Raw genomic sequence first — 13,689 nt, 5'->3', positions numbered from 1 at the left:
TCTCGAACCGTCAGGATCGGAGATCGTGCGGGGGAGGGTAGAGTTCAATCCAGAGTATCAGCTTTTCCGTCAGCCCAGTCCTTGCCTTCGTCGCCGCCCCAGAGGAGCCAGGCGATGTATCCGGCGGATGGATCGCTGTCCGATCCCCATTCGTGGGACTTGCCCTTCTTGTCGACCTCGTGGCGCGCGAAGTAACTGTGCATCGACTTCACGTCTTCGGCGGACAGCGACTTCCGCGCAGCAAGCTGTTCGGCACGTTTGACGCCCACGTCCGTGCCCCCACGGCCGAATCCTTGCGCAGCTTGAGGCCCTTCTCAGCATTCGCCGCCATCTTGGCCGTGGGCTTGAACGTGTCGGTCATACGAACTTCCTGCTAGCGTTCTCGCGCCCGTCGCGCGGTTCCATGAACGGTTCGTCGTCCTCGTGGTTGCCCACGCTCGGATGCCGAGGTTAACTTCTGACTCAGGTCACCGTCGCCGCTGCCATAGCCAAGCGCCAAGTCCGGCGACACCGAGTGCTGCCGTGCCGACCATCGCGGTCTTGCGCCCCCGCTGTGGATCGCGGCGGCCGCCGTCGGGGCCGCTCGGTTGGGCAGGCGGGTCGAAGACCGCTCCGCGCGTGTCCTCTCCAGGCTCGGCCTTCGCGGACCACACGTCCATGAAACCGTTCATCATCGCTGCCATCAGATTGGGTGCCGCGAACTGGCCAAGCTTGAGCGCGATGGCCGGTGCGCCGATGACCACGGTATTACGCGGGTGGCGGGCAAGGCGGACCACGGCCTTTGCCACGGTCTCGGGCGCCAGCGCACCCGGTGGCAACGAGAGGCGTGCGCCGGTATAGTTGCCGGCATGATCGATGCCCGGCGTGTCGACGAAGGTCGGGTAGACGTCGCAGACGTGGATCCGCGGATGCTTCGATACCTCGCCGCGCAGTGCTTCGCTGAAGCCGCGCAGGCCGAACTTGCTCGCCGCATAGGCTGCGGCATACGGCGTCGCCACGAAGCCGCCGACCGAGATCATGTTGACCCAAGTCCCGTGGTCCTGCGCCAGGAAGAGCGGCAGGACTGCGTGCGCCTCGTTCATATGCGAGACCAGGTTCGCCTCGATCACGCGCGCATGATCCGGCATCGGCACATCGTGATACTTGCCGACGACGCCGACGCCGACGCAACTGAACCACAGATCGATCCCACCCAGTGCCGTATTGGCCTCGGAGGCGAAGGCCGCGACTGCGGCGGCGTCGGTCACGTCGATGACGCGGACTTCGGCGGAAGCACCGACCGTGCGACACCGTTCGGCAATGTCCCGAAGCCCGGCCTCGCCGCGTGCTGCGAGCACCAGTCGCGCCCCCTTTTTCGCGAATGCGATGGCGGTCGCGGCACCGATGCCGCTCGATGCGCCGGTGATGATGACGCGCAATCCGTCGTGTTTGGCCATGATGCTCTCCTTTCGTCCCGTCCCGTCTGGACGAATGGGACAAAAGCGCGTTCCGTCGCTGGCCTTCGCGCTGTCTCGCGGTTCGCATGCCGGGTAGAGAATGCTTGGGAAATCTGCGAGGAAACGAGTCGGTGCTATACCGAGTGAAGGCGGGTTTTCCTCGGCGCGGTAAGGGACGTTGGTGTTTGTAGGATGCTTTCGACGGTTGCGGCGCGTGACCTCGGCTTCGTTCCTGATGCTCGGGCTCGCTGGCTGCACCGCGCTGTCGCACGGTTTCCTCAATCCGCAGGGGCCGGTTGCGGGGCATGAGCGCGACCTGTTCGTCACGGTGTCGATCGTGCTGCTGTTCGTCGCGGGGCCGGTGTTGCTCCTGACACCGCTGTTCGCATGGCATTACCGGCTGTCCAACCGCGGCGACGCGTACCGCCCGAAGTGGAATTTTTCGTGGTGGGTCGAGGCGCTGATCTGGATTCCGCCGGCCGGCATCGTGATCGGGCTCGCCATATTGCTGTGGCACTGGACGCAGATCGACGATCCGTATCGGCGATTGCCGGGTGCTGCGCCGATCGAGGTGCAGGCGATCGCGCTCGATTGGAAATGGGTGTTCGTCTATCCCGACCTCGACGTTGCTGCGGTCGACCGGCTCGTCATTCCCGCCGGGCGCCCGGTGCATATCCGGCTGACCAGCGGCACCGTGATGCAGTCGATGCTGATCCCGCAGCTCGCGGGCCAGATCTATGCAATGGGCGGCATGACGACCGAGCTAAACATCCAGGCGCATCGACCAGGCCGGTTCCGTGGCGAGAACACGCAGTATAACGGCGCCGGGTTCCAGCATCAGAAGTTCGTTGTCGTTGCCGTGCCGTCGGCTGACTATGATTGCTGGGCCGCCGCGGCGCGTCGCGGCAAGCGCACGCTTGACGCGCAGACATGGCGGCGACTGTCGGCGCGGTCTATCATCGCGCTCCCCGTCGAGTTCGCACACGTCACGCCGAACCTGTTCGAGCGTGTGCTGGAGACGACCGGAGGCATGAGCCATTCTCCGACGAAAGCCGCTCGATGACCGTTTCCGCTCCCCTCTGGCCCGCCGTGCTCGGCCGGTTCGGCTGGCAGGACCTGCCGTTCGTGCGCGCGTGGGAGAACCCGACGATCAGCGAGCTCATCGGTGCGTTTGCGGGCGCGCTGGTGGTGGTCGGCGCGGTCGTCGTCGCGGCGCTGCTGACGCGGTACGGCAAGTGGCGGTATCTGTGGACCGAGTGGCTGACCAGCCTCGATCACAAGAAGATCGGCATCATGTATATCGTCGTCGCGTTCGTGATGCTGTCGCGGGCGCTGGTCGAGGCGGTGCTGATGCGGATGCAGCAGGCAGTCGCGATCGAGCACCCCGGCTTCCTATCGCCCGACCATTTCGGGCAGCTGTTCTCGACGCATGGCTCGATCATGATCTTCTTCATGGCGATGCCGTTCCTGACGGGGATGATCAACTACGTCCTGCCGTTCCAGCTCGGCGCGCGCGACATGGCGTTTCCCTGGGCCAATTCGATCGCGCTGTGGCTGACGATTGGTGCTGCGGGGCTGATGATGGCGAGCCTGGTCGTCGGCGAGTTCTCGACCGGGGGATGGAGCGGCTATCCGCCCTATACCGAGCGCGCGTTCAGTCCGGGCGTCGGCGTCGACTACTGGATCTGGGCGGTGACATTGGGGTCGATCGGCTCGACGATGGCGGGGATCAACATCGCCTGCACCGTCTACAAGCTGCGCGCGCCGGGGATGCGGTTCATGCGGATGCAGATGTTTTCGTGGACCAGCCTGTGCACGTCGATCCTCATGATTTTCGCGATGCCACCGCTGACCGTCGCCACGCTGCTGCTCGCGCTCGATCGCTATCTGGGGTTCCATTTCTTCACCAACGACCTGGGCGGCAACATGATGAACTATGCCAACATGTTCTGGCTGTTCGGTCATCCCGAGGTCTACATCCTGATCCTGCCTGCGTTCGGCGTGTATTCGGAAGTCGTGTCGACCTTCTCGACCAAGGATCTGTACGGCTACACGTCGCTGGTGATCGCGACGATGGCGATCGCGGTGCTGAGCTTCACCGTGTGGGTCCATCATTTCTTCACGATGGGGCAGTCGGCCAACGTCAACGCGGCGTTTGGGATTGCGACGATGACGATCGGGGTGCCGACGGGGGTCAAGATCTACGATTGGATCTGGACGATGTTTCGCGGTGAGGTGCGGTTCACCGTGCCGATGCTGTATGCGCTGGCGTTCATGATGACGTTCGTGCTGGGCGGTTTCACCGGTATCATCCTGGCGATGCCGCCGCTCGATTACCTCGTTCACAACACGCTGTTCCTGGTCGCGCATTTCCACAACATGCTGATCCCGGGGCTGCTCTACGGGATGCTGGCGGGCTATCATTACTGGTTTCCCAAGGCGTTTGGGTTCCGCCTCGACGAGCGCTGGGGGCGGATCGCGTTCGGGTGCTGGGTGGTCGGGTTCTACCTCGCCTTCTTCCCGCTGTACGTGCTGGGCGCGAGCGGGATGGCGCGGCGGACGCAGGCGATCTTCGAACCCTCGTTCCGGCCGTGGCTGTACGTCGCCTGCGTCGGTGCGTTCGTCCTGCTGGCGGCACTGACGTCGCTAGGCATCCAGTTGTGGGTCAGCATCCGCGACCGCGCCTCGACCCGCGTGGAGGCAGGCGACCCATGGGATGGCCGTGGGCTCGAATGGTCGGTGAGCGCACCGCCGCCCGAGTATAACTTCGCGGTCCTGCCACTGATCGACGGTCGTAACCCGTTCTACGACCACAAGCATGACGAGGGCCAACCCGATCCCTACGCCTCGCCGTCATCCTACGAGGACATCGTCGTGCCGCGGGGCAGCGCGACCAGCGTCGTGATCGGTCTCGCCGCCGCGGTCGCCGCGTTCGGCCTGATCTGGGAGATATGGGGGCTGGCCATCGTCGCGCTCCAGATCGTCGTCGCGGCGGTCGTGTTGCGGAGCTTCGGTCGAGACCAGCACCGGACCATTCCGGCCGCCGAGGTCGCGCGTGAGCATGAAAAATGGCTCGCACGCGTCCGGGCGACGCCCGCGATCCCCCGCCAGTTGGAGACCGCCGCCGTCAATCGCGGCCTTGCGGAGATCGTGGCGTGAGCGAACCCGAACTGGCGCATGCCGGCCTCAACCTTGGCGACACCGGTGAACTGACGAAGGACCAGGCGGAGAACGCGATCTTCGGTTTCTGGATATTCCTGATGAGCGACGCGGTGATCTTCGCGCTGCTGTTCGCCACATACGGCACGATGATCGCCAGCACCGTCGGTGGCCCGACGCCTGCGTCCGAGTTCAAGCTGCTGCCCGCGTTCGTCGAGACGCTGTTGCTGCTGACAAGCAGCGCGACGTTCGGCCGCGCGACGATCGCCATGAAGTATGATGAACCGCGCCGGGTGTTGTTCGGCTGGCTTGGCGCGACGCTCGGCCTCGGCCTCGTCTTCCTCGCGCTCGAGGCGAACGACTTCGCGACGATGTTCGCGCACGGGGCCTATCCGATGCGCAGTGGCTTCCTGTCGTCGTTCTTCGCGCTGGTCGGGCTGCACGGCCTTCACGTCGCGGTCGCGTGCTTCTGGCTGGTGGTGATGGTCGGCCAGATCTGCGCCTATGGCCTCGATGCGCGCGTGCGGATCAACCTGTTGCGGCTGGGGCTGTTCTGGCATCTGCTCGACATCGTCTGGATCGCGATCTTTTCGGTCGTATACCTGCAAGGGAACATCGGATGAGCGACCGGACCCGTGAACTGCGCACCTATGCGGTCGGCTATGCCCTGTCGCTCGTGCTGACCGCGGCGGCGTTTGCGATGGTCCGCTGGCCGTCCTTCGGCGCGCGCGCGATCTTCGGCACCGTGCTGGCGCTGGGCCTCGTGCAGATGGCGGTGCAATTCCGCTGCTTCCTCCACATCAGCCTCAAGCGCTCGTCACGGCACGACCTGCAACTGATCCTGTTCTCCACGCTCATCATCGCGCTGATGGTGTCGGGAACGCTGGTGATCCTGTTCAACCTGCGCGACCGGATGATGTGACACCAGCAGCCTTGCCCGACGACGGCGGTGAACCACCGCCGCCGGGCAAACCCCGTGGATCGACTCAGCTGATGTGAACGGCCTTCGTGATCAGATGCGCAGCAACGCCTTCCGGGCCGTCTTCGGAACCATGCCCACTGTCCTTCACGCCACCGAACGGGCTGTCGGGATAGCTGAGCCGGACGTTGTTGATGGCGATCATCCCCGCCTCGATCGCGTCGCCGAGCATGTTCTGGCGTCGCCCATTCTCAGTGAAGCAGTAGGCGGCAAGCCCGAACGGCAGGCGGTTCGCCTCGACGATCGCGTCCTCGTCGGTCTCGAAGCGGCTCAGCAATGCCACCGGGCCGAACGGCTCCTCGTTCATCGCCCGAGCCGACAGCGGCACGTCCGACAGCACGGTCGGCTGGAAGAAGAACCCACCTGCGCCACCGTAGTCGCCACCCGCGAGCAGCTTGGCACCGTGACTCGTCGCATCGCCGACCAGTTCGGCGATCGCGTCCGGTCGGCGGGCGTTGGCCATCGGTCCCATTTGGCTCGCCGAATCCATGCCGTCGCCGACCTTCAGCGAACGAGTGCGTTCCGCAAAGCCGGCGGCGAAGCGGTCGTAGATGCCGTCCTGCACCTGGAAGCGGGTCGGCGCGACACAGACCTGGCCCGCGTTGCGAAACTTGTGCGCGACCAGCGTGTCGAGCGTTTTCTCCAGGTCGCAGTCGTCGAACACCAGCACCGGCCCGTGCCCGCCAAGCTCCATCGTCGTCCGCATCATCGTGTCGGCCGCGAGCTTCATCAGCGCCTTGCCGACCGGCACCGAACCGGTGAAGCTCAGTTTGCGCGTGATCGGGGACGCGAGCAACTGCCGCGATACCATGTCCGGTACCCCGAACACGCATTGGGCGACGTCGCCCGGAAGTCCCGCGTCCTGGAAGCACCGCAGCACTTCGACCGCGCTACCGGCGGTTTCCTCGGACGGCTTGATGATGATCGAGCACCCCGCCGCCAGCGCCGGGGCGATCTTGCGCACGACGTTCATGATCGGGAAGTTCCACGCACAGAATGCCGCGACCGGGCCGACCGGCTGATGCAGGACCATGCTGCGAGTCCCCGACGGGCGGGGCAGGACGCGACCGTAGATGCGCTGCGCCTCGGCGGCATGGAAATCGAGCAACGCGGCCGCGAACGCGACCTCGCCTTTCGCCTCGGCCTGGATCTTGCCCTGTTCGAGCGTCGCGATCCGCGCAATATGGTCGCCTCGCTCTCGAAGCAGTTGCGCCGTCCGCGTCAAAATCGCGGCGCGCTTTTCCGGCGAGGTGGCACGCCATGCGATGAACCCGCGTTGCGTAGCCTCGAGTGCGCGATCCAGGTCCGCGGCGTTGGCCAGCGGCAGCGCCGCCTGGCCGGCGCCGGTCGCCGGATTGAGCACGTCGCGCGTGTCGCGGCCAGTGCCGTCGAGCCATTCGCCGGCGATATAAAGCCCGAGTTTCGTGTCATAGCCGGTAGTCATTGATCGTCTCCGTCGATGGCGAGTAGGAAAGCATCACGTCGAGCGTCCGCTTCGCAGGACTGGCGCAAGGCCCGGACCGTACCAGGGTGCTGCCATAGGTCGAGCGATCACGTGATACTGCGTGATCGCGGGCAGGGTACTCGGACTATGTCATGCTTATGCTTAAGAGCTTCAACCCGGATACCGGCTTTCCGGTGCGAGCATCAGGGGCGGTCACCATAGGCTGTACGTGCGCCGATCGTGGAACGGTCCCACCACGCGCGCGCCAGCAGGACGGCAATGCGGGCAGTCTCGGGCGTTCCATACCGGACGAGTATGGCAGGCCAGCCATGATAGTGATCAGTCTCCCAGAACGTCGCGGGATCGGTTTCGATCAGGACGGTCTTGTCTTCCACGGGGACGTGAAGGACGAAGCTGCCCGGCTCCGGAGCGGTCGTCGCAGCGATCATCTTGCCGCGAACCTTCAGCGCGGGTTTGCCGTACGTCGTTCCCAGTTCGACACCCGGCAGCGCAAGCCCGACCCCGACGACCGCGTCCCAGTCCTTCATCCTGGTCCCTTCTATGTTCTGCTTTCCGACTTCCGTTTCCTCCGCCAAGCCAGCGAGCGCTGGTTCAGCACGCTCAGCTCTACCTCACCTGCAATCGCTGCCTCGGCCAGATCGATAGCGCGGTCCAGTACCGCGCGTTCGGCATGCGCGTAGGCGGGGCGGCCCGTTATGCGGTCATACCACACGCCGTCGCACGCGTTGTCGAGGAAGATGCGCTGGAAGCAATGGTCCTCCTCGACCGGCCAGCGGCGGGTGCGGGCCATCCCCGGCAAGGTGTCGCGGGTCAGCGTCAACCACCGGGCTTCGGCGGTGGAACGGTCGTCTGCATCCATCCGGCAGGAACGATCGAAACCCGAGAAGGTCGCGCCGTCCGCTGCCGGACCGGACAGTTACCGCGCCACGACGGGAGGTGCTCCCGCGGGACGATCGAACGCGATCAGCGTCGGCGCATCCGCGACGAACCGGTCGAGCACCCCATCGGCGATCTTGATCGGCCCGTCGAACCGGGTGGCGCCAGGAATGCTCTGGACCGCCGCAGCTTCGGCCGCCAGCCGCTTGGCGTCCGCGAAATAGCGTCCCGCCGCGCTGCTGCCGTGGTCGGCGGCGTCGAGCCCGGCAGCCGTCAACTGGAGTGCACGCCCCCAAAGCTGCATCGCGTCCAGCCACGGCCGCGACTGCGCAGCGAAGCCCGGCTCGATCGTCCCGGACCGGATGATGTCGGGCGCGTTTGCGATCTCGTCCGCGTGTTTGGTCAGGTCGGCGATAGCCCCATGTCGTGCCGCCTCGTCGCCACCGGCAATCGCCTCGCGCACGCCGTCCAGCACCGCCTTCAATCGGGGTGCCTGTTCCTGCCACGGCTGGCTGCCGAACGTGGGCGCCATGTGCTGCGTATCGAAGAACGTCAGCAGCGCCGCGATCGCGCGCTCGTCGTCGCCGGCCAGTTCCTGCGCGGAGAAATGCCACGTCCGCTCTGCATCATACGCCTTGTCGTTCCAGCCGAACGCGGCGACCCCGGTCACCGCCGGGCGGCTCGGCGCTTCCTGGTTCATCGGGTTCGAGAGGATGCCGGTCAGCTCACCCGACAGCCCAGCCTCGCGCCGCGCATAGGGTGCCATCAGCAACCGACCCGTGGTCTGCGCGTAATCGTTGACCGGATAATTGTCCCACAACAGCGTCTTGCGGCCGAACGCCTTGGTCGCCGCCTTTGCGTCGGGGATCGAGATCGCCGGCGGTACGACATCGGTACCGGTCCACTGCACGACGATCCGCGGGTCGAGATGCTTGCGCAACGCCGCCTTGTACGGCGTTTCCTTCGCGTCGTAATATTCGGTCGGCACCATGATCAGCGCGCGTGCCGCAGGGTCCTTGGCCGCGAGGTTCGCTTGCACCGCATTCAGCAATTGCGATTGCGCAATGCCCGCTGCCTCAGCGCCCGACGGACCGAACGCAGCCTTGTCCTTCTCGCAGTTCCACTTGGTGTATTCGATATCATCCAGCGCGACGTAGAAGCTGCCGACGCCGATCGATCGCATCGCGTCGAACTTGCGTTCCAGCGCCTGCACGTCCGCGGGATCGGAGAAGCAGACCGACGGTCCTGGCGAAACCGCGTAGACGAAGTCGACATGGTTTCGCCGCGCGGCGGTCGCGAGCGTCCCTAGCGCCTTCATCGTCGGGGCGGGGTACGCCTCCCGCCAGCGATCGCGCGCATACGGGTCGTCCTTCGGACTGTAGACATAGGTGTTCGCCTTGACCGAAGCGAGGAAGTCGAGATGCTTGGTGCGGTCCGCCATCGACCACGGCGCGCCGTAGAATCCCTCGATCGTGCCCCGGATCGGCATGGCCGGATGATCCTGGATCACCATCGCCGGGATCGTCGATCGCCGGGCAAGCTGGCGAAACGTCTGCACGGCATGGAACAAGCCGTCCGCGTCGTTACCAGCTAAAGTGACGACACCGCCCGATGCCGAGGCCAGGCTCGCGATCGTGTAGCCCTCTGCATGGCTGTCGGCCGCCGCGCGACTGCGAGCGAGCGCATCACGAACGATCGGCGCGGTCCCGGTTCCGAGCACGACATACGTCCCGTCGATGACCGAAGGCAGGCGCCGTGCGGTCGTGATCGTCTCCACGCCCGACGCCGTCAGGATGCTGCGGACCAGCGCGATCGTGTCGGGATCGACGCCCGGTGCTGCGATCAGCGATACCGAACGTCCCAGCGCGATCATCCCGGTCCCGAGTTCGATCGAGGTCGGTGCCGGGAACACCGCAGGCATCGTGACCGGACCAGCCGAGGCCGATCCCGATGCCAGACCCACCAAACTGGCGGCAACCATCAGCGAGGGCGCTAGGCCGAACTTGCCAATATGTCGGGTCATTCTCGTCTCCGGTATTATAATGGTATTATCGAACGAAATACCGCAGCTGTCCGAATACGGCAAGCGAGTGCTACGGAAGCATGGTGGTGCCCACCTCAACCGCACAAACCATCCGCGTTCCACCTCCGTCAGACTGCCCCGGTTCCACAAGCGATCGTCGATCCAGCGGCATCTCGGCGACGTCACGAAGGAGTCGCCAAACCGGAGTATCGAAGCGGTTCTGGCGGGGGGGACGATCATGTCGGCACTGGCGATCTCACAGTATGGCATTGCCGCCGAACCGCCGATTTCCGTGCCGGTCGTGCAACCCGCCAAACGCATCGCGGTCTGCGATTTCAGTGCTGACGGTCGCGTTGTCGGTGCAGTGGCAGAGGTTCGATCTGCCTGGCTTTGCCCGCTCTTCTATAGTGTCTTGCCGGTGTCGGTAGTGCTGGTCGTCGTGGTGGCGGTTCTACGATTGTACCACGCCACGGCCAGGAATGTCGGCCGCGCCAAATTCAGGAGCGACACCGTCGCAGGCACGCATTCATACCGATGCCAGAGCGACATATAGTACCCAGAATCTGCGCCTTACGTTGCAAAACGGACGTAAACTTTTCCCGCAGCAATCCGCTGCCTGAAAAGGACGTCGCAATGACTTTGGAATTCTCTCCTGACAGCGATCGTCGGCCTGATACGGTCTCGATCCACACCATCGACAAAACTCCCCCACGGCACCCCTTCGATTTCGTCGACCTCGAAACGCAGTTCGATCCCGGGTTGGAGACGCTGTGGACGTACATGCGGCAACGGACACGGCCGAGCTTCAATCCCAAATTGCTCGGCGAATTTGCGCAGTGGCAGAACGACATCGTCGCGGCACGATCGTCGGGCGCGATGCCCGTGCGGTATCTGGTGCTCGGATCGCGCTTTCCCGGCGTTTTCTCGCTCGGTGGCGACCTGGATCTGTTCGCGGCGCATATCCGCAACCAGGACCGCGATGCCCTTGTCCGATACGGACGTGCGTGCGTCCATATTCTTCACCGCAACATGTTGAGCCTCGACCAACCAATCATCACGATCGGTCTGGTCGAAGGCGATGCCCTGGGAGGCGGGTTCGAGGCCTTGCTGTCGTTCAACGTCGTGATCGCCGAACGCGGAACGCATTTCGGACTCCCGGAAACCAATTTCGGCCTGTTTCCCGGGATGGGGGCGCACTGCTTCCTGTCGCGTCGGCTCGGAGCGGCACGCGCCGAGCAGATGATACTCAGCGGGCGATCCTATAGCGCCGAAGAACTCTACGACCTGGGTATCGTCCATGCCCTCGCCGATCCCGGGGAGGGCCGTGCCGAGGTCGAACGCTATATCCGCCAGAACCGGCGGCGGCACAGCGGGCACTGCGCGATCTATGAGGCATCGCGCTCGGTCAATCCGCTGCCGCTGAGCGAACTCGAAGCGGTCGTCGATCTCTGGGCGGATGCCGCTCTTCGACTGAGCGACGCCGACCTGAAGCTGATGCGCCGTCTCGTGGGAGCGCAGACGCGGTTGATGGACAAGGCCGCCTAGGTTCTGTTCAGGAACGCCGCATTGCTTTGACCCCCGCGCCGGCAAGCATGGTCGACACCATGTTTGCCGGCATGGGATGCGCCAGCAGAAATCCCTGTACCGCGTCGCAGCGGATGCGCCGGAGCTGGTCGAGTTGCGCCTGCGTCTCGACCCCTTCGGCCACCGTCCGCATCCCAAGTTTCGCTGCGAGCTCGATTACGGTCTGGACGATCGCCACCGATGCGGGGCTCTGCTCGAAATCGGCGATGAAGGATCGATCGATCTTCAGCGTCTGGAAGGGAAATTTGGTCAGGTAGCTCAGCGACGAATACCCCGTCCCGAAATCGTCCAGCGTCGTCCGTACCTTGAGACGGTTGATCGCGTTCAAGGCGGCAAGCGATGCTTCGATGTCTTCGAGCAGGACGGACTCGGTCACCTCGAGCTCGAGGCGGTCTGCGGCAAAGCCGCTCGCGGCGAGCGCGCCCATGATCGTCGTTGGCAGGTTCGCCGACCTTAACTGGATCGGGGATAGGTTGACCGCGATCGTCACGTCGGTCGGCCACCCGCTGGCGATGCGGCACGCCTCGCGGATAACCCAGCTGCCGATCGCCACGATCAGTCCATTGTCTTCGGCGATCGGAATGAATTCGGCCGGCGAGATCGCGCCGTAACGGCGGTTGGTCCAGCGCAGCAATGTTTCGCACGACAGCACCTGCTCGCCGGTCAGATCGAAGATCGGTTGGAACACCAGGTGGAACTCGCCGCGTTCCAGCGCGCCTTGCATTTCGGCGCCAAGATCACGCGTGCGCTCGATCTTCTCGTCCATCAGCGGTTCGTAGAACCGCATCTGGCCGCGGCCGCTGTCCTTGGCTCGGTATAAGGCGAGGTCCGCGTTCTTCAACAGTGTGTCCGCGTCGGTGCCGTCGGTAGGGGCGATCGCGATCCCGAGCGACGCCCCGACATGGAGTGTTCGCCCATCGTGATGCACGGGTTGCTCGACCAGATGGATGATCCGCTCGCCGGTGGCCGCAGCGTCAGCATCAGCGTCGGTGTAGCCGACGAGCTCGCAGATCACCGCGAACTCGTCGCCACCCAGACGCGCGACGATACCGGCCGCGCCGAAGGCCTCGTCCAGTCGCTGCGCTACCCCCGCAAGCAGGGCGTTGCCGGCCAGATGCCCGTATGAATCGTTGATCTCCTTGAACCGATCCAGATCGATCCAGTAGACGGCCAGTCGCTGATGACCGTTGTCGATCGCCTGCAAGCGGGCCTCGAACTGCTCCCGAAACGCAGTGCGGTTGGCCACCCCAGTAAGGTCGTCTCGACGGGCGACTGCGGCGTGATGCTCGGCCAGCGCCGCCTTTTCGCGCGAGACGAGCGTTGCCTTCAGGATGACGCCATAGGTCTGCAACGTGATATCCATCATCGCAACGACGAACAGCACGATCACGGTCGCGAGCACGATCTTGAGGGGCTGGAGCGATACGACCAGCCCGACCGTCAGCGGTAGGGAAGCAAAACACAGCTGCGACAAGGCGATCCACGGGCGGCCGGCGTTGCGCCCGGCGATGCCGGCCGCGTATCCGATCGTCGTCGTTACCGCGAGCAGTTGCAGGACACCGTCGTTGCTGTGCACGAGCGTAAGCAGACCGAACGTACCGAGCAGCGCGGAATACCCCAGTGCGCCGGCGCGATAGAGGAGCTCCTGCCGCTTCGCCCAGCGACCTTTGGCGCGTTCGATTTTCGGAACGTCCCGCCGGCGCCTGAGAGCGTCGACCACCCGAAATCCCGCAACCAGCGCTATCGCCGAGGCGCAAGCGATCATCGACCGGTTGCCACTGACGAAAGCGACGATCGCCATGATGCCGCTGCTGGTGATCGCACCGATCACCAGCGATTGCGGAGACGCATAGAGCGACTCGAGCAGGGTAGCGCGAACCGAAGCCGCGATCGCCTGATCGGAATGCCGGAGCTGCCTGAGGCGGGAAATTAAGCCACTCATACGACTGTCCATGGACGGCGGGGATATAAAAGAAACGAAAAAAAGTAGATTAATGGCCGTCGTAGGTCGCATTTTTTCGGGCAAAGACAACGGCGTGAGCGATAATGATCAAGGATAACGCGTCGACGGACCAAACAGCCATTTTGGGATGTCGATGCTATCCGTCTGGGTTGTTCCGGAGATCAATGGCGCGTCATACGGGTAGCTGACGCTGGCAAACACGGC

The 13,689-nt window shown here is 64.4% G+C and carries 13 protein-coding genes; 6 read left to right on the top strand and 7 right to left on the bottom strand.

All coding sequences use genetic code 11. From position 1 onward, the window contains the following. Positions 1-44 precede the first annotated feature (44 nt). Both QFZ54_RS05800 and QFZ54_RS05795 read right to left on the bottom strand, forming a co-directional pair. The gene (locus tag QFZ54_RS05800) at positions 45-269 is read right to left on the bottom strand and encodes a hypothetical protein (RefSeq protein ID WP_307085308.1); all 225 of its coding nucleotides are present in this window, start codon (positions 267-269) and stop codon (positions 45-47) included. Between the two features lie 198 nt (positions 270-467). Further along, complete coding sequence (locus QFZ54_RS05795) at positions 468-1,436, bottom strand: SDR family oxidoreductase (protein ID WP_307085306.1); 969 nt, start codon at positions 1,434-1,436, stop codon at positions 468-470. Between the two features lie 214 nt (positions 1,437-1,650). Here QFZ54_RS05795 and QFZ54_RS05790 point away from each other — a divergent pair, with 214 nt between their 5' ends. Genes QFZ54_RS05790 through QFZ54_RS05775 form a run of 4 tightly spaced genes read left to right on the top strand, consistent with a single transcriptional unit; the run spans position 1,651 to position 5,517 of the window. Then, the gene (locus tag QFZ54_RS05790; RefSeq protein WP_307085304.1) at positions 1,651-2,499 is read left to right on the top strand and encodes a cytochrome ubiquinol oxidase subunit II; all 849 of its coding nucleotides are present in this window, start codon (positions 1,651-1,653) and stop codon (positions 2,497-2,499) included. Further along, positions 2,496-4,595, top strand: coding sequence for a cbb3-type cytochrome c oxidase subunit I (locus QFZ54_RS05785; RefSeq protein ID WP_307085302.1), 2,100 nt, complete (start codon positions 2,496-2,498; stop codon positions 4,593-4,595). Before QFZ54_RS05790 ends, QFZ54_RS05785 begins: the two co-directional genes overlap by 4 nt. Further along, positions 4,592-5,218 carry a cytochrome c oxidase subunit 3 gene (locus QFZ54_RS05780; RefSeq protein WP_307085300.1) on the top strand — a complete coding sequence of 209 codons (627 nt, stop codon included), beginning with the start codon at positions 4,592-4,594 and terminating at the stop codon, positions 5,216-5,218. Before QFZ54_RS05785 ends, QFZ54_RS05780 begins: the two co-directional genes overlap by 4 nt. Next, entirely contained in the window at positions 5,215-5,517 is a 303-nt protein-coding gene (locus QFZ54_RS05775; protein WP_307085297.1) for a cytochrome o ubiquinol oxidase subunit IV, read from the top strand. Before QFZ54_RS05780 ends, QFZ54_RS05775 begins: the two co-directional genes overlap by 4 nt. Positions 5,518-5,581: 64 nt before the next feature. Here the strand turns inward: QFZ54_RS05775 and QFZ54_RS05770 are convergent, their stop codons facing one another. The 4 genes from QFZ54_RS05770 to QFZ54_RS05755 all read right to left on the bottom strand — a co-directional run bounded on the left by QFZ54_RS05770 (position 5,582) and on the right by QFZ54_RS05755 (position 9,938). Then, positions 5,582-7,018 carry an NAD-dependent succinate-semialdehyde dehydrogenase gene (locus tag QFZ54_RS05770; protein ID WP_307085295.1) on the bottom strand — a complete coding sequence of 479 codons (1,437 nt, stop codon included), beginning with the start codon at positions 7,016-7,018 and terminating at the stop codon, positions 5,582-5,584. Positions 7,019-7,221: 203 nt separating this feature from the next. Continuing rightward, a complete protein-coding gene (locus QFZ54_RS05765) occupies positions 7,222-7,566 on the bottom strand; it encodes an MmcQ/YjbR family DNA-binding protein (RefSeq protein WP_307085292.1) in 345 nt (114 codons plus the stop codon). Between the two features lie 11 nt (positions 7,567-7,577). Beyond that, positions 7,578-7,898 carry a GCN5-related N-acetyltransferase gene (locus QFZ54_RS05760; RefSeq protein ID WP_307085291.1) on the bottom strand — a complete coding sequence of 107 codons (321 nt, stop codon included), beginning with the start codon at positions 7,896-7,898 and terminating at the stop codon, positions 7,578-7,580. Between the two features lie 57 nt (positions 7,899-7,955). Then, a complete protein-coding gene (locus QFZ54_RS05755) occupies positions 7,956-9,938 on the bottom strand; it encodes a beta-N-acetylglucosaminidase domain-containing protein (protein ID WP_307085287.1) in 1,983 nt (660 codons plus the stop codon). A 19-nt stretch (positions 9,939-9,957) separates the two neighbouring features. On the opposite strand from QFZ54_RS05755, the gene QFZ54_RS05750 reads away from it, so the two are divergent. Further along, the gene (locus tag QFZ54_RS05750) at positions 9,958-10,491 is read left to right on the top strand and encodes a hypothetical protein (RefSeq protein ID WP_307085284.1); all 534 of its coding nucleotides are present in this window, start codon (positions 9,958-9,960) and stop codon (positions 10,489-10,491) included. Positions 10,492-10,571: 80 nt separating this feature from the next. Next, on the top strand, positions 10,572-11,483 hold the full coding sequence (locus QFZ54_RS05745) for a crotonase/enoyl-CoA hydratase family protein (RefSeq protein ID WP_307085282.1): 912 nt from the start codon (positions 10,572-10,574) through the stop codon (positions 11,481-11,483). Between the two features lie 7 nt (positions 11,484-11,490). On the opposite strand, the gene QFZ54_RS05740 is transcribed toward QFZ54_RS05745, so the two are convergent. Beyond that, positions 11,491-13,464, bottom strand: coding sequence for a putative bifunctional diguanylate cyclase/phosphodiesterase (locus tag QFZ54_RS05740; protein ID WP_307085280.1), 1,974 nt, complete (start codon positions 13,462-13,464; stop codon positions 11,491-11,493). Between the last annotated feature and the right edge of the window lie 225 nt (positions 13,465-13,689).

Origin of the sequence: Sphingomonas faeni, from assembly GCF_030817315.1 — a bacterium.
Classification (GTDB): Bacteria; Pseudomonadota; Alphaproteobacteria; order Sphingomonadales; family Sphingomonadaceae; genus Sphingomonas; species Sphingomonas faeni_C.
This window is presented reverse-complemented; position numbering and strand designations above follow the sequence as displayed.

What these genes read in the sequence shown, in the direction of transcription:
- QFZ54_RS05755 (WP_307085287.1), bottom strand. Translation starts at nt 9,938, where the DNA reads ATGACCCGACATATTGGCAAGTTCGGCCTAGCGCCCTCGCTGATGGTT.
- QFZ54_RS05750 (WP_307085284.1), top strand. Translation starts at nt 9,958, where the DNA reads ATGGTATTATCGAACGAAATACCGCAGCTGTCCGAATACGGCAAGCGA.
- QFZ54_RS05740 (WP_307085280.1), bottom strand. Translation starts at nt 13,464, where the DNA reads ATGAGTGGCTTAATTTCCCGCCTCAGGCAGCTCCGGCATTCCGATCAG.
- QFZ54_RS05745 (WP_307085282.1), top strand. Translation starts at nt 10,572, where the DNA reads ATGACTTTGGAATTCTCTCCTGACAGCGATCGTCGGCCTGATACGGTC.
- QFZ54_RS05775 (WP_307085297.1), top strand. Translation starts at nt 5,215, where the DNA reads ATGAGCGACCGGACCCGTGAACTGCGCACCTATGCGGTCGGCTATGCC.
- QFZ54_RS05760 (WP_307085291.1), bottom strand. Translation starts at nt 7,898, where the DNA reads ATGGATGCAGACGACCGTTCCACCGCCGAAGCCCGGTGGTTGACGCTG.
- QFZ54_RS05795 (WP_307085306.1), bottom strand. Translation starts at nt 1,436, where the DNA reads ATGGCCAAACACGACGGATTGCGCGTCATCATCACCGGCGCATCGAGC.
- QFZ54_RS05785 (WP_307085302.1), top strand. Translation starts at nt 2,496, where the DNA reads ATGACCGTTTCCGCTCCCCTCTGGCCCGCCGTGCTCGGCCGGTTCGGC.
- QFZ54_RS05770 (WP_307085295.1), bottom strand. Translation starts at nt 7,018, where the DNA reads ATGACTACCGGCTATGACACGAAACTCGGGCTTTATATCGCCGGCGAA.
- QFZ54_RS05765 (WP_307085292.1), bottom strand. Translation starts at nt 7,566, where the DNA reads ATGAAGGACTGGGACGCGGTCGTCGGGGTCGGGCTTGCGCTGCCGGGT.